Below are 25772 nucleotides of genomic sequence, written 5' to 3'. Positions count from 1 at the left end.
CCGAATTATGTGCGTTATGTGTGGAAAAATGCTAGAATACGGCGCTTATATTCGTTTGCCTTTCATAGTTGTTTGTCATGACTACCAATACTCAAATTACTGAAGATCGTATCCTTATTTTGGATTTCGGTTCTCAATATAGCCAGCTTATTGCACGCCGCAGTACGTGAAGCTGGTGTATATTCTGAAATGTATGCTTTTGATATGTCTGAAGAAGACATTCGTGCATTTAATCCAAACGGTATCATCTTGTCAGGTGGTCCTGAGAGCGTACACGAAGAGGGCAGCCCACGTGCGCCAGAAGTTGTGTTCAACTTAGGTGTACCAGTTTTGGGTATTTGCTATGGCTTACAAACCATGTCGGCACAACTTGGCGGTAAAGTTGAGCCAGGGACAGTACATGAATTCGGTTATGCCGAAGTAAACATCCAAGTTCGTGACAAGTTGATTGGTGATCTTGAGGACACCAAAGACCAGCTTAAAGTATGGATGAGTCATGGCGACAAAGTGACGGCGATTCCTGAAGGTTTCCAAATTACTGCAAGCACGCCAAGCTGCCCAGTGGCGATGGTTTCTGATGAAACACGTCGTTTCTACGGTATTCAGTTCCACCCAGAAGTAACGCACACTGCAAAAGGTGCAGAGTTATTGTCTAACTTTGTACACAGCATTTGTGGCTGTCGTAGTCTGTGGAACTCTGAAAACATTATCGACCTGCGTGTTGAACAACTACGTCAACAAATTGGCGATCAGAAAGTTCTTTTAGGTTTGTCGGGTGGTGTGGATTCATCCGTTGTTGCGGCACTTTTACACCGAGCAATTGGCGATCAATTGACTTGCGTATTTGTAGACAATGGTTTGCTTCGTTTAAACGAAGGCGAGCAAGTGATGGACATGTTTGCGAAAAACATGGGTATCCGTGTGATTCGTGCCGATGCTGAAGAGCGTTTCTTGACTGCACTTGCGGGTGAAGTTGATCCTGAGAAAAAACGTAAAATCATTGGTCGTGAGTTCATTGAAGTTTTTGCTGAAGAAGCGCGTAAACTTGATGGTGTAAACTTCCTTGCACAAGGGACGATTTACCCAGACGTGATCGAATCTGCTGCAACCAAAAATGGTAAAGCACATGTGATTAAATCTCACCACAATGTGGGCGGTTTACCAGATGACTTGGCTTTTGAATTGGTTGAGCCAATCCGTGATTTGTTTAAAGATGAAGTACGTCGTTTAGGTACAACTTTAGGCTTACCGCATGAAATGCTATATCGTCATCCATTCCCAGGTCCAGGTTTGGGTGTGCGTATTTTGGGTGAAGTGAAGAAAGAATATGCAGACATTTTACGTCTTGCAGATGACATCTTCATGCAAGAGCTTCGTGCAAGTGGTTGGTATGATAAAACTGCACAAGCTTTTGCAGTATTCCAGCCTGTAAAATCTGTAGGTGTCGTAGGTGATGGTCGTCGTTATGCATGGGTGATTGCACTTCGTGCAGTAGAAACTGTAGACTTTATGACAGCACGTTTTGCACATCTTCCTTATGATCTTGTCGATAAAATCTCAACGCGTATCATGAACGAAATCAAAGATGTTTCTCGTGTTGTGTATGACGTGTCGTCTAAGCCACCAGCAACGATTGAATGGGAGTAAAATCGGGGTTTTAAAATGCAACGCATTTTACCGATTTTACGCCAAAGGCTACGCCTGCGTCAGTGAGGGCTTTCAAGAAGAGAAGCTTCTTGCCTAAATTACGCCAAGAGCTATGCTCGCGGCAGTGAATGAGAAATTACTCTTTGAAAAGGACGCTTAGGCGTCCTTTTTTATATAACGAGGTAGGGAGAGAGGGATGAATTTTTATCATTGGTTAATACAGAATAAGAATCTTTCAAAGGCTACAGCTTTAAAATATGATTTAGTTATAAAAAATAGAATTAATGAGTGGTTACCTAGTTATGAGTTACCTCAAAACAGCATTGAGTTTGAAGCATTAAAGCAGACAATTTTTACTTTTAGATATCTATCAAGATAGAAACCGAGTGGGGAATAATATGTATTCTTCTGCATTGAAGCATTATGGTGACTTCTTAAAAGAAATTGATGTTAATGATGAGTCAATATTTACGGAAAAACAAATATTTACAACAGATGCTGAGCGTTTAGTTAAAGTCAGACTGATTCAAAATAAGTTCAGGAAAAAGCTTTTTGATTTTTATCCCTATTGTGCAGTCACAGGCTTTAGTCATAGTAGATTGTTAATTGCATCCCATATTAAGCCTTGGGCAAAGTGTGATGGAAATGAAAAAGTAGATGTTTATAATGGATTCTTATTGTCTCCAAATTTTGACCGTCTATTTGATCAAGGATTTATTACTTTTCTTGACACGGGGATAGTTCAGATTTCGAAAAAGCTCAATGAGATTGATAAAGAGTTCTTTTCTATTCCAACACATTTAAAATTGCACTTGGATGTAAAACATCTGCCTTATCTACACTATCATCAGAATGAAATTTATATGGGATAGGCATGAAAATTGAGAAATTTGTATATTTCATTTATCAAAAGGGCTTACACAATAATATTTTTCTTATTTTCAGGTGGTCGTAATCTTTAAAAAATAAAGATGTAACAACATTTTTACATCCACGCATTGCCTTTTACTTAAGTTTTGAAAATACAAGATATTGTCCCATGTTTAAGAATCAGCATTCTATTTTTAGGGATGTGCAGTTGGGAATCTGCTTGTTATGATCTAGGACATATGGATCTGTAATGAGTAAGCACATGACGAATAATAATTATACTGAACTTTCGCATTCGGATGACTGTGAAAAATACGTAAATCAATTCATTCAAGAGTTTCCACTGAGAAGTGCTGAAATCGGCCAAGGGACGGTCATCAAGCGTGCACTACCAAGTCGCCATAAACGAATGATTGGCGCATGGTGTTTCTTAGATCACGCTGGCCCTGTAACTTTCCCACAAGGGGACGGTTTAGATGTTGGTCCACATCCACATATTGGTTTGCAAACTTTTACATGGATGATTGAAGGCACCATGATGCATACCGACAGTTTGGGCAGCAAACAACTGATTCGTCCAAAACAGGTCAACCTCATGACCGCAGGACATGGGATTTCCCATACAGAAGTCGCACCAGATACAGAAACCAAAATGCATGCGGCACAATTGTGGATAGCATTGCCCGATGCACAAATTGCTGTTGAACCCCGCTTTGAGCATTATCCAGAGCTGCCTGTGGTGGAAAAAGATGGGGTAGCATTTACCGTTTTGGTCGGAGAGTTTTTAAATACCACCTCACCTGTGAGTGTTTATACCAAGCTATTAGGGGTGGACTTAAGTGCAGCAGAAAGCACCAAGACTCGTTTAACACTCAATCCAAACTTTGAATATGGATTTATGGCTTTAGAAGGAACGGCTACGGTCAATGGGCACGAACTGAATGAAGACAATATGGTGGTGCTCGAGCAGGGTGTAAGCGCGATTGAGATTGAAATTCATGCGGGTAGTCGCTTGTTACTGTTAGGTGGTGAGCCGTTTGAAAGTCCAATTCTACTGTGGTGGAATTTTGTTGGTCGTACTCAAGAAGAATTGAAAATTGCACGTGATCAGTGGATTGCACAAGATGAACGTTTTGGCTCAATTCCAGACTATGAAGGCCCGCGTTTGGAAGCACCAGCATTTCCAGACCAAATGCGCGCTTCAAAATAAGAGGAATACTGCGAAAAATCGTTCAACAACAGCATAGGTGGACAGTTTCAGTACGTGAAACCTATTCAAAAAAGATAAATGAAAAATAGGATAATAAAAAAATGGCAATCATTGCGAATGCAGAAGTGAAAACATGCGTCGAAGCATGGTCTGGTGAAGTAAGTAGTGGGCGACATCAATTCATTACCGATAAACCAGCGTCTTTTGGCGGTCAGGACAAAGGCCCTGCACCTTATGACTTTATTTGTACAGGCTTGATTTCCTGCACCATGATTACCCTACGGATGTATGCGCAGCACAAAGGGATCGAGTGGGGGGCTTTTAGTGTCGAAGCAGACTTTAATGCCAACAAAGAAGGCCGAGAATGGATTAGTCGTCGTTTGTCGTTTGAGCAAACATTGACAGAAGAAGCGCGCCAAAAAATCTTAGATATCTGTCAAAAAACACCAGTTACTAAAACTTTATTACGTTCTGTTGAGATTGAAACCTCAATCGTTTAAGTCACTTGGCTGTTTTTAGAGGCAGTAAAGGATTTTGTACGACTGCAGATTCATGTACATCTACAGGTGCAAAATCCAAATTTTCGCGTAAAGTGAGTGCTAGATTTCAATTAAAACAAAAGGCAAAACAATGATCACTCTGCACCATTTGGAACATTCACGTTCTTTACGCATTTTATGGGCTTTGGAAGAGTTAGGGTTGGAGTATGAGGTGAAGTTTTATAAACGGCTGCCGACTTATGCTGCGCCACCTGAGTTAAAAGACATTCATCCCTTAGGCAAAGCCCCCGTTTTGACTGATGGTGATTTGGTCATAGCAGAATCTGCGGTGATTTTAGAATATCTGCAAGCCACTTACGATACGGCGCATAGGTTTAAACCGCAAAATCCAAAGGACTTAATGCAATACAACTACTGGATGCATTATGCCGAAGGGTCGTTGATGCCCTATTTGGTCATGACCTTGGTGATGACCAATGTACCGAAACATGTTCCCTTTCTAATTAAGCCGATTGCCAATAAAATTTGTGATGGGGTGAAAGGCAGCTTTATTAATCCACGCTTGAAAGAGCACAGTGCATATTTAGAAAATTATTTATCTCAACATGAATATTTTGCAGGTGATTTTTCTTTTGCCGATATTCAAATGAGCTTTCCTGTGGTGGCGATGCAAGAGCGAGTCAAAGCCCATAATCCTCAAATGGTTGCTTATGCACAGCGTATTCAGCAACGCCCAGCCTTTAAAAAAGCCAAAGAACTCAGTGGGTTATAGTGGTGAGTGATGGTTTGAACCTGATTTTTTTGCCCGGTGCATCGGGTAATACGGCATTTTGGCAACCTGTCATACAGCGCCTCCCAGAGGACAATTCAAGCATGGTCGTCGCTTATCCGAGCTTTGGTGGCTATCCGGATGATGTGAATGTGCAGAGTTTTGAGGGCTTACAAGACTATGTATTGAATCAAATTCAACAGCCTTCTGTGGTCATTGCACAATCTATGGGTGGCATTTTTGCAGTACAAGCTGCCCTACAAAAATCTGAACAGGTGCGGGCCTTGGTGCTCGTGGCAACCTCAGGCGGCATTGATTTAAGTCCTTTTCAGGTGGCGGATTGGAGAGAGGATTATCAACAGAGCTTTACTGTTCCTGATTGGTTTGTTCAGTATCAGTCTGATTTGACGAGCATTCTGGAGCGTATCCAGTGTCCCGTTTTGTTGATTTGGGGCGATGCAGATCCGATTAGTCCTGTTGCGGTGGGGCAGTTCTTACACCATCAAATACCACATGCTGAATTGCACATCGTGTCACAGGGGCAACATGATTTGGCTTATGTGCATGCAGAGCATGTTGCGCAATTGATTCAAAATTTTCTCGTCAAACTCAGAGTATAAAAAAGGATGCCGAGGCATCCTTTTTTTTGTTTTAGCGTTTGACCACAATCGAATCAATGCCGCTATGTTGTAGGGTTTGCTGTGCAATTACTGCAGCTTCTTGCGAGTCATATGGCCCTGAAATCACGCGATACCATGTTTGGCCGCCTTCAACGGTTTTGACGACATCGGCCGAGAGACCATTTAAGATAATTTCTGCGCGACGTGCATCGGCACTGTCTGGGTCAGGGTAGCTACGCACTTGCAATATAAAACTTGGCGCTTGCGGTGTTGGTGCTGCTTCGGTTAAACCTGGTTCAGCAGGGGTGCTTTCTTCGGCAGCAGGTGCTTCAACAATCACCACAGTGCTTGGATTGTCTTTAGTTTCAGGAATGGCTTGATCTGGAATCGGAGTCACTTGCTGCTGTGGCAGTAAGTCGTAGAAACGGTAGTCTTTATTGGTTTCTTCTTGATAATGTTCCGAGGTGATTTGACCTTTCGGCTTCACTGGCGCCCAAGGCTTCCACAGTAACAGTGCTACAGCAAAACAGAGCACGATTAAAATGACCACAAGTGTACCAAGCCAAGCTGGAATCAGTGGCTTTTTGGGTTTGTTCGGTCTTTCAGATACACCGCGCTGCGTTTTTCCAAACACGTGGAAACCTCTTTTCTTCTAATCAATATGAGGGACTGGCCCATTCTTTTCTTTATTTTAATACTTGGCCTCAAGGGATTAAAAGAGGCATCATCGTAAAATAAAGAATCGCTTTGCAAAATTCAAGTTTCACAAAGCGAACAATACATCAGGGTTGATATGGCTACTTCGAGCATAGCCCTTCATCTTGCGACGATGTGCAAAGCGTTGCTTTTTACATCGTTACCTCAAGCATAGCTTTCGGTCTTGCAGCCATGTGTGAAGCTTTGCTTCACTTATTACATGGTTTCAGGTGCAGACACACCCAGTAACTCTAAACCATTACGCAAAACTTGTTGTACGTTTATTGAAAGTAATAAACGGGCTTGCGAAAGGGCAACATTCTGTTCGTCGATAATTCTTGTATTATCCAAGTTATACCAACCATGGAATAATGCTGCGAGTTCTTTCAAATAGTTGCCCACTTGGTGTGGTTCATAGCTATTTGCAGCACGAAGCACAATTTCAGGATAGGCTGCAAGTTTAGCCAGAATTTCAGTTTCAGCGTCAAGCGTTAATAAGGTCGCATCGTAATCAGCCGTTTTGCTACGATCAAAAGGAATACCTTTTTCAGGGGCTTTCACATCGACCATACGATTGACACGTGCGTGCGCATATTGGATGTAGTACACCGCATTGTCTTTGCTTTGTGAAACCGCAAGGTCTAAGTCAAAGTCAATGTGTTGTTCAGACTTACGCATCACGTAGTAGAAACGCGCAGCATCGTTGCCCACTTCTTTACGTAGGTCACGTAAAGTCACGAACTGACCCGAACGAGATGACATTTGTACCATCTCACCACCACGCCATAAGCTGACGAACTGAACCAGAAGTACAGTCAGTTTTTTCGAGTCATAGCCCATTGCATCAATCGCGGCTTTAACCCGTGAAATATAGCCGTGGTGATCTGAACCCCAAATATCAATCAGGTCGGTATAGCCACGTTGTAATTTGTTGAGGTGATAAGCGATGTCAGAAGCAAAATAAGTGGTTTGTCCATTACGACGCTTCACAACACGGTCTTTTTCATCGCCAAATTCAGTTGATTTGAACCAAATATTGCCGTCTTTTTCGTATAAGAAACCACGTTGTTCTAAAGTGGCTAACGCTTCATCAATTTTATCAGTGAGTGATGCTTCGCTGAACCATTGGTTAAAGGTTACGCCAAACTCGCCTAAGTCATCTTTAATGTCATCTAAGATGGCATGGAGTGCTGCTTGGTGGAATACACGGTAGCCAGCACCAATGAGTTGCTGTGAATTGGCAATTAAACCATCAATGTGTTTTTCTTTGTCGCCTGAAAGGACAACTTTATTGCCTTCAGCATCGAGCTCTTCTGCATATTGTACATCTTCAAGGACATCCTTATAGACGTCGGCTACAGGGCGAACGTAGGCATCGCCATCAGCATCAATAATGCTTTGCGCGATTTCTTTAACATAATCGCCTTGATAGGCATTTTTTGGGAAAACCAGTTCCTGACCTGTTAATTCGAGGTAGCGTAAATAGGTGGATGTTGCAAGGATGTCCATTTGACGGCCTGCATCATTCACATAATATTCACGGTCTACCGTTGCACCTGTTGCTTCAAGCAGGGTTGCAACGGTCATCCCGTACGCTGCGCCACGACCATGACCAACGTGTAAGCTAGACGTCGGGTTGGCAGAAACGAATTCTACTTGGATTTTTTTCGCAGCATTGGCTTGAGTGCGACCAAATTGCTTGCCTTGCGCTTGAATTTGCTCAAGTACAGCAAAACGTTGGTCAGCATTTAAAAAGAAGTTAATAAAGCCAGGGCCTGCGATTTCTGCTTTGCTGATGTCTGCCACTTCAGGCAGTGCAGCTAGAATTTTTTCGGCTAAATCACGTGGCTTCATCCCCGCAGCTTTAGAGGCAATCATTGCGATATTGGACGCGAAATCCCCGTGGCTTCGGTCTTTGGTACGCGTCAAAGTACTGCTGTTGTTCCAGTCTGCTGGAAGGATACCTTCAGCTTGAAGGTTTTGTACTGCGTGCTCGAGAGCTGCTTGGATTGCCGTGTTCATATTCAGTCGAAAATTTAATGTCGCAGAAAAACGCTAAATATAGCAAATTTCCGCGTCTTTAGGTGAATCCATTTTTATAGAGTAAAAAATGTCCGAAAACTGCTAACGATTGCGCTGCAACAAAGATGAAAAGTGCAGTATGATCAGAACCAAAATTCATGTTTTTAAGGATGAAACGTGTCTGAACAGCGCCCCATGATCATTGGCAATATTCCCAAGTTACCCGCAAAATACGCCATGTTTATTTTGCCGTTTTTTATCTCATTTTTTATGAGTGGCATTATTTCGATGATCAATCTGTGGCGTAATTTGGGCTGGGTGGACAACTTTCTACAGGTTTGGCTGTCTGCATGGATGATGTCTTGGGTGGTGGCCTATCCTGTCGTGCTCATTGTACTACCGATTGTGCGCCGTTTGACTGGTGTGTTTGTCGATATGTCACATCTGAATCCACCCAAATAAGCACCATTTTAGCTATTTTCACGGCATGAAACAGGTTTGCTGAGTAGTTCCGCATTTTGGTTTTGAAAACGATACAGTTTGCCTGCATGAAAGAGCTTAATCACTTGGGCACTGGCAAGCTGTTGTTGAAAACGACTCAGGCTTTGGTGTTGAAATGGATCAAAGGGATTGCCGTAGTTTTTGTTGTCGAGTAAAAACTGAATCTGTCCTGCTTCTTTATCATAACCATATAAAATACGTTTGCCGTGCGCATTTTGAAGCTCAAACGTAGGCGGATGACTGCTGATTTTACAATTCAGACGCAGTGAGAGCACAAAGCCTTCGGTCGATTTGTTTTGTAGTTGATAAATGCCTTGTTTTTCATTCTCCAAATAGACCCATTGGTTCAAGGGTAAATTGGCACTGAGTTGCTCATATTGCTCGATGGTGGCTTTACTGATATCGACAATGCCTTTTTGATCAATTTCAGGCAGTTTCTCGTGATTACCCAATAGCCCTGTAATTTTATGACTCACGGTATTTTGAGCCTTAGAGACAGATTGGCAAGCGGTCAGTTGAGCGGTAACAACGCTTATGAGGCCCAACAAGAGCATTAATTTTTTTATTGTCATTTTTTTGCGGATAGAGTACTACGAAAGGCGCTAGCTTAGCTTGTGTAATGGTGAAGTTCAATTTTTATCCATTTTGAATTTTGCGAAAAGTCTGTTTCAGTCCCTATATTTAGTTGTATGACTCAGTATTTTTATTTTCAGACTAAATCGCTTTGATAATTGCATCACGCTTATAAATATCAAAACATGAGTAAATGGCGCTAAGCTAGTAGCCGAAATAGATGTACAGATTCTCCCATAGGTTCATCTAAATCTATGTATAACGAGATAGGTAATGACGACAGAATATTTAAAGACAAAACAACCCTTATACATCCCTTATGCGGGCAATACTTTACTTGAGTTGCCGCTGTTAAATAAAGGATCCGCATTTACGGAAGAAGAGCGCACTCGCTTCAACTTGCATGGTTTAATTCCGCATGTTGAAGAAAGTATTGAAGAACAAAGTCAGCGTTCTTATCAACAGTACTGTGCTTTTAATGATGCGATCAATAAGCACATTTACTTGCGTAACATTCAAGACACCAACGAAACCTTGTTCTATCACCTTATTGAAAACCATTTAAGTGAGATGATGCCGATCATCTATACTCCAACGGTGGGTGAGGCCTGTCAGCGTTTCTCGGATATCTATCGTCGCCATCGCGGCACATTTATTTCCTATCCAGACCGTGCGCATATTGATGACATCTTGCATAACATTAACAAGAAAAATGTCAAAGTTATTGTGATTACCGATGGCGAGCGTATTTTAGGCTTGGGCGACCAAGGCATTGGCGGGATGGGTATTCCGATTGGAAAATTATCGCTATATACCGCGTGTGGTGGTATTAGTCCAGCGTATACGTTACCAATTACCCTCGATGTCGGGACCAATAATCAACAGTTATTGAATGACCCGATTTATATGGGGTGGAATCAACCACGCATCAGTGGTGATGAGTACTATGCTTTTGTCGATGAAGTGATTGCGGCGATCAAGCGTCGTTGGCCGAAAGCGCTGATTCAATTTGAAGATTTTGCGCAAAATAATGCCATGCCGTTACTGAATAAGTATCGTGATGCAATCTGTTGTTTTAATGATGATATTCAAGGTACGGCAGCCGTTTCTGTGGGCAGTTTGATTGCTGCATCACGTGCGGCAGGTAAACAACTCAAGGATCAAACCGTTGCCTTCTTAGGTGCAGGTTCAGCAGGCTGTGGGATTGCTGAACAAATCGTTGCACAGATGAAAGTTGAAGGTTTAACTGATGCCGAAGCGCGTGCACGCGTGTATATGGTCGATCGTTTTGGTTTAATCACTGAAAATCAGCCGAATCTACTCGACTTCCAACGTAAATTGGCGCAAAAGCCAGACGTGATTGCGCAATGGGGAAATGCGGAAGAGGTGATTTCACTGCTCGATGTCGTGAAAAATGCCAAACCTACCGTGTTGATTGGGGTGTCGGGTCAGCCGGGCTTATTCACTGAAGAAGTAATTCGTACTTTGGCTTCGAACTGTGAGCGTCCGATTGTGTTGCCACTGTCTAATCCAACCTCGCGTGTCGAAGCTGTGCCAGCAGATATTATTCACTGGACGGACGGCAAGGCTTTGATTGCGACAGGTAGTCCTTTTGCTCCAGTCAACTATCAAGGCAAAATTTATAATATTTCGCAGTGCAATAACTCGTATATCTTCCCAGGCATTGGGCTGGGCGTGATTGCGGCCAATGCAACCCGTGTGACGGATTCTATGCTGATTGCATCGAGTAATGCTTTGGCCGATTGCTCACCGATGTTGGTTAATCCTGAAGCAGACTTGCTACCTGAAATTGATGAAATTCAAAAAGTATCTAAGCTGATAGCTTTCAAGGTTGCGAAAGCAGCGATGGATGCAGGTGTAGCCCCGATTATTAGTGATGAGCAATTGCAACACGCGATTGAAAAGAGCTTCTGGAAGCCAGAGTATCGTCACTATAAACGTGTCGCCTTCTAAAGCTGAAATGAGATAATAAAAAAAGGAGCAGAATGCTCCTTTTTTTATTATCTCAGGAATACGTATTGATTAACATTATTTTACTAGATTAAAAATTAGACATTTTGTACACTCCGCGCACAAATATAAAAACCAATAACTTAAATAATGATCATGTTCAATTCTATTTATAAGATGCTGGAATCCTTTGGATTTGGCTCGCAAAAACGTGCCTTGCATATTCATTTTTCCAATCTGGCCTTGAATACACAGGTGTTTATTCAGCGCATTGAGGGTAAGCACCGTATCAATCAAGGCCTAAAAGCTGAAATTCTATGTCTATCGACCAATGCTTATCTGCCTTTGAAACAATTCATTGGTGGTCGTGTCGCCGTAGATCAGGTTACGGATGTTGGGCAGCTCTCGCGTCTCACTGGCGTAATTACGGGTGCTAGTCAAGGCCAAAGTGATGGTGCACTAACTGTTTATAAACTGACGATTGAAGATGCAACCTCACTGTGGCATAAGCGCAGAAACAGTCGCGTGTTTATGAATAAAAGTGTTCGTGAAATTACTGAAACTCTGTTTAGTGAATGGCAAAACAATAGTGCCTTATTCGCAGCCAGTTTAAGCTTGAATTTAGAGGGTCTGAGCCGCGATTATGATATACGTCCGTTTGTCATGCAGTCTAATGAAACCGATGCAGAGTTTCTTACGCGCCTATGGCGGAGTGAAGGTATCAATTGGTTGATTGATGAACAAGTTCCGGTAGTGTTCAGTTCGTCTGAACCGATTCAGGCACAGCAACTTCGTTTGATTGATGATAATCAAGTGTTTACAGTACTGGGTCGTCGGACGATTCGTTTCCACCGTAGCCATGCCACCGAGCCATTTGATAGCATTACCAGTTTTATTGCAGAGCGGCATTTACAACCAACACGGGTACAAACGCAGCGTTGGCATGCGCAACATTTGGTTCAAGATCAAAGTCATACTGCACTCAGTACGCATCAGCATAGTGATCAACAGGACAATGAAAGTTTAAGCTTAGAACAAGTTTGGTGTGTTAGTCCAGCATGGACGGGTGATCTGCAGGGAGGAGATCAGACGACAGTTGCAAATAGCAACCAACTAGAACGACTGAATCAGCAACTGAGCCATTCTTACGAGCTTCAGGCCAAATATTTCACCGCAAAAGGTGGCGTTCGAGATGCGCAAGTGGGCTATTGGTTTGAAATGGTGGGACATCCTGAAATAGACCAACATGTATCCACAGAGCGTGAATTTCTCATTTTAGGGAAAACTTTTTATAACCAAAATAATTTACCCAAAGAGTTGCTACAGCAAATCAATCTGTTATTAAAAGGAAGTCGCTGGCAAGGTCTGAGTGATGAAGAACGACAAGCCAATGAACTCTTTGTCGTACGCCGTGAGGTTAAAATTGTTCCTGAATATCAAGCATGGATCCACCGTCCAGCAGCCTACCCTTTACGGGCTAAAGTCGTCGGGCCCGAAGGGGAAGAAATTTATGTGGATGCATGGGGGCGGATTAAAGTTCGCTTCATGTTTACCCGTAGTGATGACCATACCCATGATGGTGGTGCGGGGGCAAATGACAATGACACAGATTCGGCTTGGGTCGATGTATTGACCCCATGGGCGGGTGAGGGATATGGCGCACGTTTTCATCCGCGTGTCGGAGAAATTGTGGTTATTGACTTCTTTGAGGGGGACGTTGATCGACCCTTTGTCGTAGGGCGTATTCATGAAGCCGAGCGCCACCAAACTATGTTTGATGTGAAAGGGACATTGCCTGCGACGAAAAAGCTCAGCGGAATCCGTTCACAAGAGGTTGCAGGACAAGGCTTTAACCAACTGCGTTTTGATGATACGACAGGGCAAATTAGTGTGCAGTTACACAGTAGTCATGGAGCGAGTCAGCTCAACCTTGGTAACCTCAGTCATCCAAAAGAAACTGAAAACAGTGATGGGCGTGGTGAGGGGTTTGAGCTAAGAACGGATCAATGGGGAGCCATGCGTGCAGGTAAGGGTCTCTTGATTAGTACCTATGCTCAGGATCAAGCGGTCGCAGATCATTTGGCTGCGTCAGAAGCCCAGTCCATCTTGCAGCAAGGTCATGACAGTATGCACATGTTGAGTACTTTGGCTGTCAAACAACAGACCGATGCACTGAATGTCGTCAATCGTCTGCCTAAGTTGATTCAATCTTTAGAGTTAAAAGGAGCCAATCAAGCACTCCAAGCAACTGTTGGTTTATTTAAAACGGCAGTTAGTCAAGATCCGATTTCGGCACTAAAAAGCTGTGGTGGCTTCATTGAGGATATTCAAAAATTTGGTCAAGACACAGACAATCTGATCAATGAATTTAAAGACTTCTTTCAAGACGCGAATAACTCAATCGAAAACTTAAAAGCCTTTATTGATAATCTCGAAGAACATGGTTCAGATGCTTTAAAGAGTCAGTTGCAAAGTGTCAAAGAAAAATTGAATGCGGATCCTTTCTCCGCTTTAAAAGATGTTGGCAAAGTGATTGCTAATGTCGAGATGAATGACTTTGATCTGACCAGTGTTTGCGGAAGCTTTAATAAAGGCAGCAAGCTAAATGTTAATCCTATGCAGGCATTGGGCTCCATGCAAGGCTTTATGGAGACATATGCTCAAGAGGCAGAGCAAACGCAGGATACTCACAATCAAGCTCAAGCGAAGATCTTTCGTCAGGCTTTAATGTTGTTGGCTTCCCCCAATGGTATTGCCCTCACGACACCCGAAGATATTGTTTTACAGGCTTCTCAAGACATTGTTGAAAGCGCACAGGGGTCTATTAACTTAAGTGCACAGAAGAATATTATTGCGCATGCACAGGATAAGGTGAGCTTATTTGCTGCACAAAAAGGGCTAAAGGCATTTGCTGCAAAAGGAAAAGTTGAATTACAGGCGCAAGATGATGCGATAGAGGCGATTGCGCGCAAGGTGATTAAGCTAATTTCAACTGAAGATAAAATAGAGATAACCAGTCCAAAAGAAATTGTGCTTACTGCTGGTGGTTCACAGCTCAAAATCAATGGGGATGGAATTTTTACGACAACAGGTGGAAAGTTTGAAAGTAAGGCGGGTCAGCATAGTTTTGTGGGTGGGGCAAAAGTGTCTTATGAGGTTCCTGAATTACCTTGCTCTTCTACTTTTAGCAATCGGCTAGATATTTATAATTTATTTTGGGCAAGTGATTTTAATCAGCTCAGTTACAAAGCTTTTATTCCTGAGACAAATGTATTTATTGCAGGGGTAATAGATGAACATGGCCGTACAGGAAAAATTAACACATCAGACCCAACAAAAGTCCAAGTGCTTGTTGGATCTGATGATGAATGGGGCTTACGAGTCGAAAGTTTTGATGAAGATGATTTTAGTATTGATAAAAATGTAAATGGTGAGAATTTAGAAATAAATCATAATGAAAATAATAAGGATTAGAAATGAATAAAAAATCATTAGTGACTATACAAATTTTAGATTTATTTGGAAGCCCAATTCCTAAAGCTCAATATAAAGTGACGAACCAAAGGACTGGACAGGTTATTGCGGCTGGTGCAACAAACTCTAAAGGGTGCATTGTCGAAATTAGCCGAGATAAAGGTACAGCATTAGATGTTCATGTCAAAAGTATGTTTGATGGTTTAATGCTAAAAGTCCAAAGCTTTGTTATGTCTAGAGATAGGATGATTGTAAAGATTACGAGCCCTAAAGTTCTTTTAAACTTAACGACATTCACTAATCAGGGAAGTAATGGAGAATATAAAAGAAAAACACATGTTGTGAAAAAAGGAGAAACTTTATTTGATATCGCTCAGAAAAATAATACGACAGTTCGCGCATTAGAACGCCTAAATAAGATAGATGATCCAAATAAGATTTATATTGGTCAAGTGATTAAGTTGGAAGTAAATATTCCAGCTGCAGGAAATCATGTGCATCAACAAAAAGAAAAATCAGCCACACAACCAAAAAATCAATCGTCCCCTAGTACAACATCAAAAATATCTCAGAGGCAAGAAGCAAAAAAGCCTTCTCAGGCGAGTCCGCAAAAAAAGCAAGGTGATGGACTTTTTTCAGGAAATTTAGGTAATGAAATCCTAAATAAGGTGAATGAACTTTATGAAGAGGGTAAGAATATACTCAATGAAACTGCCAATTTAGGCTCTAAAATCCCGACAGTTGAAGACCGTAGCCAAGAGAGTGGAACACCCAAAACGAATACTGAAAATTTATGTAAAACCAATCCTCAATGTATTTCATCAGGTAAAAGTGAATTAATTAGAGAAATTAATATTCGTTTAGCTGGGTTTGGTGGTGCATTACCCACAGATGAGTTTACTAACTTAACAGCTGCTTGTATTAGGCAATTTCAGAGAGATTATATGGGGGTGATTGAAACTGGAAAAATTTGTGGAAGCGTTTTATCTGCTTTGGATAAGTTTTACTATGAGTATCCAATAGCAAGTTTTATGGCGAAGGCTTCTTGTCCGTGTGGTGAGTGTTTAGGGTATGGTAATAATATTAGAGGGGTGAAGTCAGGATTAAATACTGCAAATGAGTATCCAGGTTTACATAGGTCTTTAATATGGGTGTTGAAGGCATTAAGTTTTTATCTAAAAAATGATTTTAAATCTGAAAATATCGAAGTAGCATATATAGAGTCCGGGTATAGGTGTATCGAGAGTAATAAACAAAAGAAAAGAACTAGTGTTAACCATATGGGACTAGCTTTAGATATACATTTTAATAAAAATGGAGTTAGAACTACAGCTTCTCAAGATATGAATAAAATACGTAAAAAAATATTAGTAGCTAAGATGAATGCTTCAGAACAAAGACAAGATGGTAAAATTTATCTGGAACCAGAAAAGTTTAATGATGGTTCTTCGGGAGCAAGTACATGGGTGCATTACGATGTGACAAAATTTTCAATGGTTGCTAGAAATGAAATTTATTTTAAAAAAACAGTTAAAGATCTAAATGGAGAATTATTCTCTGTTCTACTAAAAGAAATAAATAAGCAATCTTTACTCAGTTGTTCTGGTATTATCTTTAAAAATGAAGATCCTAAATCTAATATTTTAGAAAGTGAGTTGATTTTATCGAATCAAGATATTATTGATATTATGAAGGTAACGGAGACTGAAGTAATTAAATTTAAAAATGAAAATAATTTTAAACAACAAGCTGCTGGAGTTGTAGATACTATATTAAATAGGACGAAATCTGGTGTATGGGGAGGTACTGTGAGAAATGTTGTCAATGCACATCGTCAGTTCTCTAAAATAACAGGACCTAAAAGTTTAGAGCCATATGGTTCTGTTCAAAATATGCCAATGTCTGCTGTTAGCTCAAGGATAAAAAATTTCGTGAATAGTTATTTGATTGAAAGAGCAAATGGTCGCCCATCCATTGTAGGGGGACATTTGAATTATGCAAATAAATATTATTCTGATGAATATAATCGAAAAGCATGGGTCAATGTTTTTCATGATAAAGCTGTTAGAGAGGGTCTAATTTTTGGTCATGGAAAAGCAATTCATGCACATGGTACAGTTTCTGAATTAAAAGATAGTATTCCAAAATCATTTAAATTAAGACTTCCAGATAATTTTAAAGGAATTTAACACCATGTTTAATTTTAATTTTTTTTATTTAATTTTTTTTATAGGATTAGGTTTTCTGAATGTGGCATGTGCAAAAACTAGCACAAAAGGTTGCAATTCAAATAATGTTGAGGAAAAATTTCAATGTATTAGAAAAGAAAATTTTCTTCTTGAAAAAGAGTTGAAAAAGTTAAAAAACAATGAAAGAAAAGATTTTACTCTATGGAAAAAAAGTATTGAGAATAGATGTGAGAGTAAAAAATCTTATACTCTTGGGGAAGGTGTTGGATTGGTAAAGGAAGAGTGTTATAGGGGTGAATACATAAACAGGTTAAATGAAATTGGCAGAGATAATGGTAAGGTTTTAAAAGAAATTAATAAAAAAAATGATGATGGATTTTCTGTAACTTTATTACCTTATAATACTGATGATCACATCAACTGCATTTTGAAAAACAGTAAGACTAGTTGTGATAAAGTAAATTTAATTGATGTTTCTGCTTTATTGGAAGTTTATAACGAACTTGATGAAAACTATGGTAGTTCAGTTATCTTTCCTGAATCAAAAAATGGTGTGATCTTAATAGCATCTCCATCGTCTTCGGATTCTGGTCGCTCTGTAATTAATCTTACCTCAGTAAATGCATTGGGACTATTTAAAAAAATTACTATAGATGGGCAGAGTAAAACTTGAAGTGCGACATAAACCACCTAATTAATTTAAAGGGTTTATGGAGTATATAAAATTGTCATACCATCATCTTAACTTTGAAGATCGTACTGCATTAATGCTTGAGTCAAGAAAAGAAGGCTTTTCAGCCAGAAAATTTGCTGAACTTATTAAAAGACATCCTAGTACGATCTATCGTGAGCTTAAAAGAAATAGCATCAATGACGTTTATCAAGCTCAATATGCTTCTGATAACACTTTTGCTAGACGTAGACGTGGTCACAGAAAACTCAAAATCGATTCAATCCTCTGGAAATTTATTGTTGAAGCGATCCGTTGTTTATGGTCTCCTCAGCAAATAGCAAAGCGTTTAAAGACATTTCCTGATTTGGATCAAACAATGAATGTAAGCCATACAACGATTTATTCAACGATACGAGCATTACCCAAGGGTGAGTTGAAAAAAGACTTATTATCCTGTCTACGTCATGAAAATAAAAAGCGAAAAGCTAACGGTGAACCTAAAAAAGATTCTATATTACAGGATATTAAAACTATTCATGAGCGCCCAGCCGAAGTTCAAGAAAAGAAAAATACCGGGTCATTGGGAAGCTGATTTAATTAAAGGTAAAGACAATAAAAGTTCGATAGCAACACTTATTGAACGAAATACACGGCTCTGTATCTTGGCAACATTACCTGATGCAAAGGCAGAATCAGTGCGCAAGGCTTTAACTGAAGCTCTGAAATATTTACCTGCAGAACTGCGTAAAACGTTGACCTATGACCGTGGACGTGAGATGTCAGAACATAAAATACTCGAAGAAGATTTAGGCATAGATGTATATTTCTGTGACCCACATTCACCCTGGCAAAAAGGCACATGCGAAAATATGAATGGTTTAATTAGGCAATATTTACCTAAAGGGATTGATTTAAATCAGGCAGATCAGCATTATTTAAATCAAGTTGCCATGTCACTGAATACTCGTCCTAGAAAGGCGTTAGATTGGCTTACACCATTAGAGAAATTTGCTCAGCTTGTTGATTATCATATGGCTTTTGAAACTGTCGCACCTCATGTTTGAATTCGCCATGCTTCTAACAATATAACAATTAATAAAAACTATGAAATATTTTATACAAAGAATGGAAAGCTGTTGAAAATTACTCTGAATAATAATGGAGAGTTTGTTATTAATTGATTAAATTAGGAGTAACTAGCATTTTTAGTTACTCCTAATTTAAACTCATCCTTCCAACACTTCTTCCAGTAACTCCTCACTCGGTGCAAAATAATAAGCACCGTCAACAGGAGTTACAAAATGAAGCATGCGGCCATGGACTCCATCACCACTGGTGCAAAACATACGCAATAGCATCGAATCAATAATGCTTAAATCTTTAGTATAGGCAATAAAAATAAGTCTTGCTTATTTTACCATAGCTATAAGACAGTGGATGGACCCATAAAAGAAATAATGCTGAAGGAGTGAATTTTCTGAAGCAATGTATTAAAAATAATGCATAGGAGATAATGTGGTGGATAAGCCAAGGTATTCAAACCATGTTAGGAGAATGGCAGTAGATATAAAAATATCTAATTATATTGGAAAATTTTTGACTATTAATATTGAAAGAAAAAGAATACCAGCTGGTCTACATTTATGCAATTAAATAAAAATATAGTGTAATTGGGTACGGCAGTAAAGATGCACTGCATTGGTCACACACAGGTAGGTAAAAGTGATTTATAAAACATTGATTTTTATGTGCTTATTAATCTTAAATGCTTGCGACACTAAATATTTAGGTGAGACTGCTCATGCTAAATCGATTGAACAACAGAAAATAGAGAAGCCACAATCAGATTTATTAGCTGGTAAAATTTTGCAGAGCAGTAAAGGCGTAAAGAAAGCCTTAGATAATAAAATTTATGTATTATTAAACTCTAAAGAAGGATGTATTGTAAGTGAAAAACCAATTAATAATGATGTTGTTGTTATATATAAGGAAGATGAAAAGTTTAAATATGATATGGTGAAACCAGTATCTAAAAAAGATGATACTGATTGTGTTTCGAACTTGACTTTTGTAACTGATGAGCCTAATTATTTTTATAATATTGATAAGAAAACTAAAACGCCTCTTCGAGGTTATGGTTTTGAGTTAAGTAAAAACCAAATTATGTATAGTAATGGAAAGATTAGAGGGGTGGATCTAATTGGAAATGGTATTCCAAATATTATAACTGAATGTTTTTCACATGAAGGTTCTAATTTTAATATCTGGGGAGGTCATAATAGTGAAGAAAAACTATTGCACCGTTATACTTTCTTAGATATGGATATACAGCCATCATGTACTGAAAATGATAAAATAGTTAGTTTAGGTTTATTGGATCTAAAAGAATAATACCTTGTAAAAATTCTGTGTCAATGAAATCTTCTACGCCAGTGTAAATAACTTTAGGGGTATTTTACAATAAATAATAAGATATTTATTCTATCAAAGAGTATTACTTTTTGGGTTTTTAATAAAGGGACGATTTTATTGGATCCTAAGGCTACTTTAAAAAGGGTTAAGGAGATATTGCTATAAATAAAAAATTAAGATCTCTATATTAACTATATTTATCTATTTATATGTATTTTTAGATAAAGATGGTTTGGTATGTAAGCCTGATAGCGCCCCTTTTAACGATATATTGAGTTGTTGTTTAATTGATTATAAGAAAATTACCAAATATTAAACTTCCTTATAAAAAAAGAAAATATCAAAATTATCTGAAGAAGAAAGAGTAACATTAAGAGATTCCCAAAGAACTTGGATAAAAAAGAAATATGTTGCTAATGATGAGAAGTTCACGCGAGAATTTCAAACAGAAATGATAAAAGACCGAATTTTATTGTGCAGGAAATGAATTGAGTCTAAGAGAATTTAAAATAATGAATTATATATTTTTCCTTTTTTTAATGACAATTAGTAGTTGTATTTATGCTGATTTTGGATTAATTCAAGATAAGGATGGCTATGTTAATGTTCGTGAATTGGCAGATTTGAGCTCTAAGGTTATATCTAAACAGAAGAATGGAGAAATAGTTTCATGTGTAGATGATATTGTGAATAATTTTTGTTTTATTAACTCATCGTCTGGTGTGAATGGTTATATTTATAATAATAGAATTAATAGATTCGATGGTTATAACAAAATAAAATTAAAAAAATATGATGTTAGAACTGCTTTATATAGGAGTTCTTTATATACAGTTGAGATCTCATCGAAGGATGCAGATTTGAATTCAAAAAATTATTCCAAAATTTTAAAGGGGAGGGAGTTATATAGTTTGTATAAAGGGAAGGCTTTTTATGGTACGGATGGTGACCTCCCTGCTGCAAATTTTCTTCAGTTGAATAGAATAGTAGTTAAAATACAAGAGCAAAAAATTATTATTAATTCAGATCAATTAGAAAACTATTTTTTTCCAAAAGATGGGCTCACTAGTAAGAATGAACTTGTTGATTTTCAGATTTATGAGAAAAATAATGATTTATACATAATCAACTCATTAAGTAGTGGTGGGGCTGCTCAATATAATATTGCATTACATATTAAAGATGGGAAGTTGGTGAAAAATAAAGTATGGAAGACAGAATTGTAAAAACTAGCTTAACTACAGTAGACTCTTACTGTAGTTAAGCATTAAAAATCACCCTTCCAAAACTTCTTCCAGCAACTCCTCACTCGGTGCAAAATAATAAGCACCGTCAACAGGAGTCACAAAATGAAGCATGCGGTCATGAATTCCATCACCGCTGGTGCCAAACATACGCAATAACATCGCATCAATAATGCTTAAATCTTTCGTATAGGCAATAAAAAATAAACCTTGCTCACCTTTACCATCGCCATAAGGAAGAGAGTGACGTAGGATTTCCATTTCCTCGCCCTCATCATCTTCAACCACGACACGTGCAACGTGAGAATTTTCAGGTTTAACGTCATCATCTAGTTCAATACTTTCAAGTTTTGTTCGGCCAAAAACTTGCTCTTGAGCATCAACTTTTAATTTTTTCCACTTTTCCAAATCATGGCAATAGCGCTGTGCAAAGATAAAAGAGCCATCTGCGAATACTCCGGAATTTTCACCTAATAATGCTGTTTCAGCACGATCATCGGGGAACTGCGGGTTTTCAGTACCATCAATAAACCCAGTCAAATCTCGACCATCAAAATTGCGGAAACAGACTCGTTCATCTAAAACATCCACTTTATCTTGGATGCCTTCAAAGAACGATTGGCTAAGGGAAAAACAAAGATCGGTACGCTGAGCCGCAATATGAATTAAAACATCCGCAGGTGCGACAGGCATGTTAAAAGAACCATAAATGGGCTCTAGCTGTTTAAACCCTGCAGGCGCTGTAGGATGAAGTTGTGCCCAAAGTTCAGGGCCAAAAGCAACCGCTGTTTTAATTTGAGCATGTGGATGTTGAGTAATAAGACGATCACGGGTTGAAAATAAATCTTCTAATTTTTCTTTAAGTTCTTCAATACTTAAATCTTTTAAACGTAAAACAATAAAACGGGCATGATCTGAAGGTAATGGTAGAATTACAGATTGGGCGGTCATTCATGGCTCCTAAAAAAATTGTTATTTCTATTGGCTACACTTATTGTGCCTTATGCTGTTTCAGCTTCATAGCCTTTAAGTGAAAAATTCATTGATGAATTATGGGCCCCTGAAAGCATGAAAGATCATATAATTGAACAGTCATTTTCTCTCAATATCTTTTATGTCATTTCAAATTTGGCTTGGTTTCGTACTTGCATGTTGGATCATTAGTATCTCCCCTGGGGCAGGGGCCATTGCGTCAATGTCGAGTGGTGTCAACTACGGTTTTCGGCATGGCTACTGGAATGCACTGGGCCTACAACTCGCCTTATTGGTGCAAATCGGTATTGTTGCGGCTGGGGTGGGGGTGCTTTTTGCCACAACGCCGTGGGCATTTTGGGCTGTGAAATGGTTTGGTGTGGCTTATTTAATGTATTTGGCTTATTTACAATGGACGGCACCCATCCAGTCGATTGACATTCAACAAGAACAACCGACTAAATCACGTTCCAAATTGGTGATGTATGGCTTTCTGGTCAATATGAGCAATCCGAAAGCCATCGTATTTTTATTGGCTGTTCTACCGCAATTTTTGGATTTGTCTAAACCGCAGTGGTCTCAATATGCGGTGATGGCTGTCACGATGGTCACGATTGATTTGATTGTGATGGCGGGATATACAGGGCTGGCAGCAAAAGTTTTAAAACTCTTAAAATCCCCGCGACAGCAAAAATATCTCAATCGTACTTTTGCCGTGTTGTTCAGTTGTGCGGCGGGATTGCTTAGTTTAGTTCATCAGTAAATTTAGTCTGCGTCAGTTCTGCTAAAAACTGTTGTTCAGTAACCACATGTATACCGTGCTGACGAAATAGGGCGGCAGTGACTCCTTCACCCGCAATTTTTTGCCCTGTAAATGAACCATCATAAATGCCATCACTGCCACAGGATGGGCTATTGGCTTTGAGCACAGCATGGCTAACATGATTGGCTTGTGCCAATGCTAAAGCTTTGTAGGCGCCTTGAATAAAGACATCGCTAAGCTGATGGCCATCTTCGGAAAAAACCTGTGCGCGGCCAAATAAAACATCAGCACCTGACCCGTGGCGAATTTCTGCTGCGGGACGTGGGGTGGGAAGTCCTGCACTGACTTCAGGACATAAGCTGACATAATTTTTATCGAGTAAGGCTTGAGCTAATTGAGAGACTAGGCAGTCTTTGCCGTCATAACGGACTTTTTGTCCGAGTAGACATGCGCTGATAAAATAACGTTTATGGCTCATTTAGTTATGTCAGTTTTTTAAACTTCTGCGCGATAAAAATCAGCGCAAACAGAATCGACATGGTTAACACGATGCTAAGCCCTGTGGAAGTGTTTAGCCCTGCACTGGACCATAAACCAACCGTTACTCCAATTTGCGCAATCACAAAGGCCCAAATCACCATTTGTTTTGGAGAGTGGGCAAGCAGTCGAGCGGTGAGTGCTGGAATGACAAGCAATGCACCCATCAGTAAAGAACCCACTGCACGAAGCGCTAAAATGGTAAATAGAGCCAGTAGCAACATAAAAATCAAACGTTGCCATTTCGCACTAACACCTTCACTGACAGCCATATCAGGATCAATAGCGATTTGAATTTGAGCCTGCCAACTCTTATAAAGCACTGCCAAAGCAACAACAATAACGCTTGCAAAAACAGGGAGGTCTGCCCATGTAATCGTGAGCAAATCACCAAACAAATAGCTGAGCAACTCAGGTCTTAAACTTGGAATGTGTTGAATAAACATTAGGCCTGAGCAGAGCAAGGTCGCAGAACAGAGTGCGAGTAAGGCGTCATTCGGTAAACGTGGATCATGCAACACCCAAAGAATCGCCACCAACAGCACCGCAATAAAAGCTACACCCATCCACAGGGGTAACGTCATTGCTCCTGCAATTGCGACACCCAATAGTGTGCCATGTGCCATGGTGTCGGCAAAGAACGACATACGACGCCATAGCATCAAACAGCCCAGTGGAGCTGTGAGGAAGACCAATAAGGTTCCCATAATCCATGCAGGCAATAGTATTTGTAACCATTCCATCATGATTTAAGCTTCCGGTTCAGGGTGAATGTGGGGGCGAGTGTCATGCTGACAAGGCGTTGCACTATCACCATGTGCACAGTGATCATGATGATGCTGATAGAACACGCGGTTGGTGCCAAATATTGCTTGGTATTCGGGGTGCTGTTGCACATTTTCAGGTAAACCGCTACAGCAGATGTGTTTATTGAGACACACCACACGATGTGTCCCTTGCATCACCCACTGCAAGTCATGGGAAACCATAAGCACAGCACAACCGTATTTGACGGGCAGACTGCGTACATAATCATATAATTCAGCTTCAGACTGGATATCTAAGCCTTGCATGGGTTCATCGAGAACTAAAATATCGGGTTGGCGTAACAGCGCGCGCGCCAGCAAAACCCGTTGTCGTTCCCCACCTGAAAGTTGTTGTACTTTGGAATTTTCAAGTTTGCTGATCCCCGTATCGTGGATAATTTCTTGTTTGATTGTGGGATCACATTTTTCCAAAGCTAAGAGGTCTTTCACCCTAAGTGGTAGGCTATGTGAAGGATTAAATTTTTGTGGCACATAGGAAAATTTCAGGGACTTTGTCGTTTTAATTTCACCAGCATTAGGGCGCACAATGCCCAATAGTACTTTAATGAGCGTGGATTTCCCCGCCCCATTGGGGCCGATCAAGGTCACAATTTCTTGCTCATGCAAAGAAAAATCGACATGTTTTAGAATGTCGCGTTCATCAATGCGAACACTAATCTGGGAGAGTTCGACCAGAACGGGATCCGAGTTTATTTGTTGCGGCACTGCTGACAAATTCCTGAAATTTCAATAATACTATGCTGCGCGGTGAAACCATCTGCTGCTGAAAGGGCGTCGAGTTGTTGTAATAACCCTTGAGCAGAGGCTTCCGTCACTGACTTGCAATCGGTACAAATAAGAAAGGCCGCTTGATGTCCCTCGCGTGGATGACAGCATGGAATATAGGCATTAATTGAGGTTAAACGGTGAATCAGGCCTTTTTCTAATAGAAAGTCTAAAGTGCGATACACTGTTGGTGGGGCAGCAGGACGGTCAGCATTACTTTTAATTTTAGCCAGCAAGTCATACGCCCCCATTGGGCCTGTTGCATTGAGGATCAGTGCCAACACTTCTTTTCTTAGCGGGGTTAAGCGTGCCCCTGTTGTTGTGCACAAGACTTCCGCTTCCGCCAAACGCGTCTCAACGTTGTGATGACCATGCACATCATGTAAAGCATGGTGGTGTTCGTGAGAACAAGCGCTCATAGCAAACCTCAAGTGCAAAATCTATAAAAGAAAAACGACATTAAATCTTAGCATGAAGCGAAGAGAGTTTCGATTGGGCATAGGTATTTTTGTTGATTTGTTATATTATAACACTAAT

The 25772-nt window shown here is 40.0% G+C and carries 21 protein-coding genes and 3 pseudogenes; 15 read left to right on the top strand and 9 right to left on the bottom strand.

Going from position 1 to position 25772, the window contains the following annotated elements; genetic code table 11:
• Positions 1 to 77 precede the first annotated feature (77 nt).
• From guaA to ACZ8ZH_RS16955, 6 genes and pseudogenes are all read left to right on the top strand, one after another.
• Positions 78 to 1647, top strand: a pseudogene (gene guaA / locus ACZ8ZH_RS16980) (glutamine-hydrolyzing GMP synthase).
• A gap of 398 nt (positions 1648 to 2045) precedes the next feature.
• Positions 2046 to 2519: an HNH endonuclease gene (locus ACZ8ZH_RS16975; RefSeq protein WP_470247790.1), complete on the top strand. Its 474-nt coding sequence runs from the start codon at positions 2046 to 2048 to the stop codon at positions 2517 to 2519.
• Between the two features lie 260 nt (positions 2520 to 2779).
• Positions 2780 to 3727 (top strand): pirin family protein, encoded by a 948-nt coding sequence (locus ACZ8ZH_RS16970; RefSeq protein ID WP_119065018.1) that lies wholly within the window; start codon positions 2780 to 2782, stop codon positions 3725 to 3727.
• A 101-nt stretch (positions 3728 to 3828) separates the two neighbouring features.
• On the top strand, positions 3829 to 4227 hold the full coding sequence (locus ACZ8ZH_RS16965) for an OsmC family protein (protein WP_086210829.1): 399 nt from the start codon (positions 3829 to 3831) through the stop codon (positions 4225 to 4227).
• Positions 4228 to 4357: 130 nt separating this feature from the next.
• Positions 4358 to 4999, top strand: coding sequence for a glutathione S-transferase family protein (locus ACZ8ZH_RS16960; RefSeq protein WP_086210828.1), 642 nt, complete (start codon positions 4358 to 4360; stop codon positions 4997 to 4999).
• Between the two features lie 14 nt (positions 5000 to 5013).
• A complete protein-coding gene (locus ACZ8ZH_RS16955) occupies positions 5014 to 5616 on the top strand; it encodes an alpha/beta fold hydrolase (RefSeq protein ID WP_119065023.1) in 603 nt (200 codons plus the stop codon).
• Positions 5617 to 5647: 31 nt separating this feature from the next.
• Here ACZ8ZH_RS16955 and ACZ8ZH_RS16950 read toward each other — a convergent pair whose 3' ends face one another.
• Together ACZ8ZH_RS16950 and argS are read right to left on the bottom strand one after the other, a co-directional pair.
• Positions 5648 to 6250: an SPOR domain-containing protein gene (locus ACZ8ZH_RS16950; protein WP_004684390.1), complete on the bottom strand. Its 603-nt coding sequence runs from the start codon at positions 6248 to 6250 to the stop codon at positions 5648 to 5650.
• Positions 6251 to 6528: 278 nt separating this feature from the next.
• Positions 6529 to 8334 carry an arginine--tRNA ligase gene (gene argS / locus ACZ8ZH_RS16945; RefSeq protein WP_119065017.1) on the bottom strand — a complete coding sequence of 602 codons (1806 nt, stop codon included), beginning with the start codon at positions 8332 to 8334 and terminating at the stop codon, positions 6529 to 6531.
• A 177-nt stretch (positions 8335 to 8511) separates the two neighbouring features.
• Here argS and ACZ8ZH_RS16940 point away from each other — a divergent pair, with 177 nt between their 5' ends.
• Positions 8512 to 8796 (top strand): DUF2798 domain-containing protein, encoded by a 285-nt coding sequence (locus ACZ8ZH_RS16940; RefSeq protein ID WP_004684392.1) that lies wholly within the window; start codon positions 8512 to 8514, stop codon positions 8794 to 8796.
• Positions 8797 to 8804: 8 nt separating this feature from the next.
• Here the strand turns inward: ACZ8ZH_RS16940 and ACZ8ZH_RS16935 are convergent, their stop codons facing one another.
• Entirely contained in the window at positions 8805 to 9407 is a 603-nt protein-coding gene (locus tag ACZ8ZH_RS16935) for a hypothetical protein (protein ID WP_119065016.1), read from the bottom strand.
• 274 nt (positions 9408 to 9681) lie between these two features.
• Between ACZ8ZH_RS16935 and ACZ8ZH_RS16930 the strand changes: the two genes are divergently transcribed.
• The 5 genes and pseudogenes from ACZ8ZH_RS16930 to ACZ8ZH_RS16910 all read left to right on the top strand — a co-directional run bounded on the left by ACZ8ZH_RS16930 (position 9682) and on the right by ACZ8ZH_RS16910 (position 18779).
• Positions 9682 to 11382, top strand: a complete 1701-nt coding sequence (locus tag ACZ8ZH_RS16930) for an NAD-dependent malic enzyme (RefSeq protein ID WP_110975789.1) — start codon at positions 9682 to 9684, stop codon at positions 11380 to 11382.
• Between the two features lie 153 nt (positions 11383 to 11535).
• On the top strand, positions 11536 to 14853 hold the full coding sequence (locus ACZ8ZH_RS16925; protein WP_119065015.1) for a type VI secretion system Vgr family protein: 3318 nt from the start codon (positions 11536 to 11538) through the stop codon (positions 14851 to 14853).
• A 2-nt stretch (positions 14854 to 14855) separates the two neighbouring features.
• On the top strand, positions 14856 to 17042 hold the full coding sequence (locus ACZ8ZH_RS16920) for a LysM peptidoglycan-binding domain-containing protein (RefSeq protein ID WP_086210823.1): 2187 nt from the start codon (positions 14856 to 14858) through the stop codon (positions 17040 to 17042).
• 4 nt (positions 17043 to 17046) lie between these two features.
• A complete protein-coding gene (locus ACZ8ZH_RS16915) occupies positions 17047 to 17715 on the top strand; it encodes a hypothetical protein (protein ID WP_470247789.1) in 669 nt (222 codons plus the stop codon).
• A gap of 37 nt (positions 17716 to 17752) precedes the next feature.
• Positions 17753 to 18779 (top strand): annotated as a pseudogene (locus ACZ8ZH_RS16910) (IS30-like element ISAba125 family transposase).
• 162 nt (positions 18780 to 18941) lie between these two features.
• On the opposite strand, the pseudogene ACZ8ZH_RS16905 reads toward ACZ8ZH_RS16910, so the two are convergent.
• Positions 18942 to 19118, bottom strand: a pseudogene (locus tag ACZ8ZH_RS16905) (Dyp-type peroxidase); the annotation flags it as partial.
• A gap of 319 nt (positions 19119 to 19437) precedes the next feature.
• Here ACZ8ZH_RS16905 and ACZ8ZH_RS16900 point away from each other — a divergent pair.
• Entirely contained in the window at positions 19438 to 20106 is a 669-nt protein-coding gene (locus tag ACZ8ZH_RS16900) for a hypothetical protein (protein WP_171264508.1), read from the top strand.
• Positions 20107 to 20639: 533 nt separating this feature from the next.
• Positions 20640 to 21353, top strand: coding sequence for an SH3 domain-containing protein (locus ACZ8ZH_RS16895; protein WP_119065022.1), 714 nt, complete (start codon positions 20640 to 20642; stop codon positions 21351 to 21353).
• Positions 21354 to 21401: 48 nt separating this feature from the next.
• On the opposite strand, the gene ACZ8ZH_RS16890 is transcribed toward ACZ8ZH_RS16895, so the two are convergent.
• Positions 21402 to 22322: a Dyp-type peroxidase gene (locus tag ACZ8ZH_RS16890; protein WP_119065014.1), complete on the bottom strand. Its 921-nt coding sequence runs from the start codon at positions 22320 to 22322 to the stop codon at positions 21402 to 21404.
• 163 nt (positions 22323 to 22485) lie between these two features.
• Between ACZ8ZH_RS16890 and ACZ8ZH_RS16885 the strand changes: the two genes are divergently transcribed.
• Positions 22486 to 23106: a LysE family transporter gene (locus ACZ8ZH_RS16885; RefSeq protein WP_119065013.1), complete on the top strand. Its 621-nt coding sequence runs from the start codon at positions 22486 to 22488 to the stop codon at positions 23104 to 23106.
• Here the strand turns inward: ACZ8ZH_RS16885 and ACZ8ZH_RS16880 are convergent.
• From ACZ8ZH_RS16880 to ACZ8ZH_RS16865, 4 genes are read right to left on the bottom strand one after another with little or no spacing between them, the layout of a single operon-like run.
• A complete protein-coding gene (locus ACZ8ZH_RS16880) occupies positions 23087 to 23584 on the bottom strand; it encodes a 2-thiouracil desulfurase family protein (protein ID WP_119065012.1) in 498 nt (165 codons plus the stop codon). The two genes, ACZ8ZH_RS16885 and ACZ8ZH_RS16880, sit on opposite strands and share 20 nt — an antisense overlap.
• Positions 23585 to 23588: 4 nt before the next feature.
• Positions 23589 to 24389 carry a zinc ABC transporter permease subunit ZnuB gene (znuB, locus tag ACZ8ZH_RS16875; protein WP_119065011.1) on the bottom strand — a complete coding sequence of 267 codons (801 nt, stop codon included), beginning with the start codon at positions 24387 to 24389 and terminating at the stop codon, positions 23589 to 23591.
• Between the two features lie 3 nt (positions 24390 to 24392).
• A complete protein-coding gene (gene znuC / locus ACZ8ZH_RS16870; RefSeq protein ID WP_086210816.1) occupies positions 24393 to 25175 on the bottom strand; it encodes a zinc ABC transporter ATP-binding protein ZnuC in 783 nt (260 codons plus the stop codon).
• Entirely contained in the window at positions 25160 to 25654 is a 495-nt protein-coding gene (locus ACZ8ZH_RS16865; RefSeq protein ID WP_086210815.1) for a transcriptional repressor, read from the bottom strand. Before ACZ8ZH_RS16865 ends, znuC begins: the two co-directional genes overlap by 16 nt.
• Between the last annotated feature and the right edge of the window lie 118 nt (positions 25655 to 25772).

This window comes from Acinetobacter sp. SW-226, from assembly GCF_055632855.1.
The sequence above is the reverse complement of the archived record's forward strand: the minus strand, read 5'-3'. Positions and strand labels throughout refer to the sequence as shown.

What these genes read in the sequence shown, in the direction of transcription:
- znuB (WP_119065011.1), bottom strand. Translation starts at nt 24,389, where the DNA reads ATGATGGAATGGTTACAAATACTATTGCCTGCATGGATTATGGGAACC.
- ACZ8ZH_RS16975 (WP_470247790.1), top strand. Translation starts at nt 2,046, where the DNA reads ATGTATTCTTCTGCATTGAAGCATTATGGTGACTTCTTAAAAGAAATT.
- ACZ8ZH_RS16925 (WP_119065015.1), top strand. Translation starts at nt 11,536, where the DNA reads ATGTTCAATTCTATTTATAAGATGCTGGAATCCTTTGGATTTGGCTCG.
- ACZ8ZH_RS16895 (WP_119065022.1), top strand. Translation starts at nt 20,640, where the DNA reads ATGAATTATATATTTTTCCTTTTTTTAATGACAATTAGTAGTTGTATT.
- ACZ8ZH_RS16960 (WP_086210828.1), top strand. Translation starts at nt 4,358, where the DNA reads ATGATCACTCTGCACCATTTGGAACATTCACGTTCTTTACGCATTTTA.
- ACZ8ZH_RS16890 (WP_119065014.1), bottom strand. Translation starts at nt 22,322, where the DNA reads ATGACCGCCCAATCTGTAATTCTACCATTACCTTCAGATCATGCCCGT.
- ACZ8ZH_RS16920 (WP_086210823.1), top strand. Translation starts at nt 14,856, where the DNA reads ATGAATAAAAAATCATTAGTGACTATACAAATTTTAGATTTATTTGGA.
- ACZ8ZH_RS16880 (WP_119065012.1), bottom strand. Translation starts at nt 23,584, where the DNA reads ATGAGCCATAAACGTTATTTTATCAGCGCATGTCTACTCGGACAAAAA.
- ACZ8ZH_RS16970 (WP_119065018.1), top strand. Translation starts at nt 2,780, where the DNA reads ATGACGAATAATAATTATACTGAACTTTCGCATTCGGATGACTGTGAA.
- ACZ8ZH_RS16965 (WP_086210829.1), top strand. Translation starts at nt 3,829, where the DNA reads ATGGCAATCATTGCGAATGCAGAAGTGAAAACATGCGTCGAAGCATGG.
- argS (WP_119065017.1), bottom strand. Translation starts at nt 8,334, where the DNA reads ATGAACACGGCAATCCAAGCAGCTCTCGAGCACGCAGTACAAAACCTT.
- ACZ8ZH_RS16935 (WP_119065016.1), bottom strand. Translation starts at nt 9,407, where the DNA reads ATGACAATAAAAAAATTAATGCTCTTGTTGGGCCTCATAAGCGTTGTT.
- ACZ8ZH_RS16885 (WP_119065013.1), top strand. Translation starts at nt 22,486, where the DNA reads ATGTCATTTCAAATTTGGCTTGGTTTCGTACTTGCATGTTGGATCATT.
- ACZ8ZH_RS16915 (WP_470247789.1), top strand. Translation starts at nt 17,047, where the DNA reads ATGTTTAATTTTAATTTTTTTTATTTAATTTTTTTTATAGGATTAGGT.
- ACZ8ZH_RS16930 (WP_110975789.1), top strand. Translation starts at nt 9,682, where the DNA reads ATGACGACAGAATATTTAAAGACAAAACAACCCTTATACATCCCTTAT.
- ACZ8ZH_RS16865 (WP_086210815.1), bottom strand. Translation starts at nt 25,654, where the DNA reads ATGAGCGCTTGTTCTCACGAACACCACCATGCTTTACATGATGTGCAT.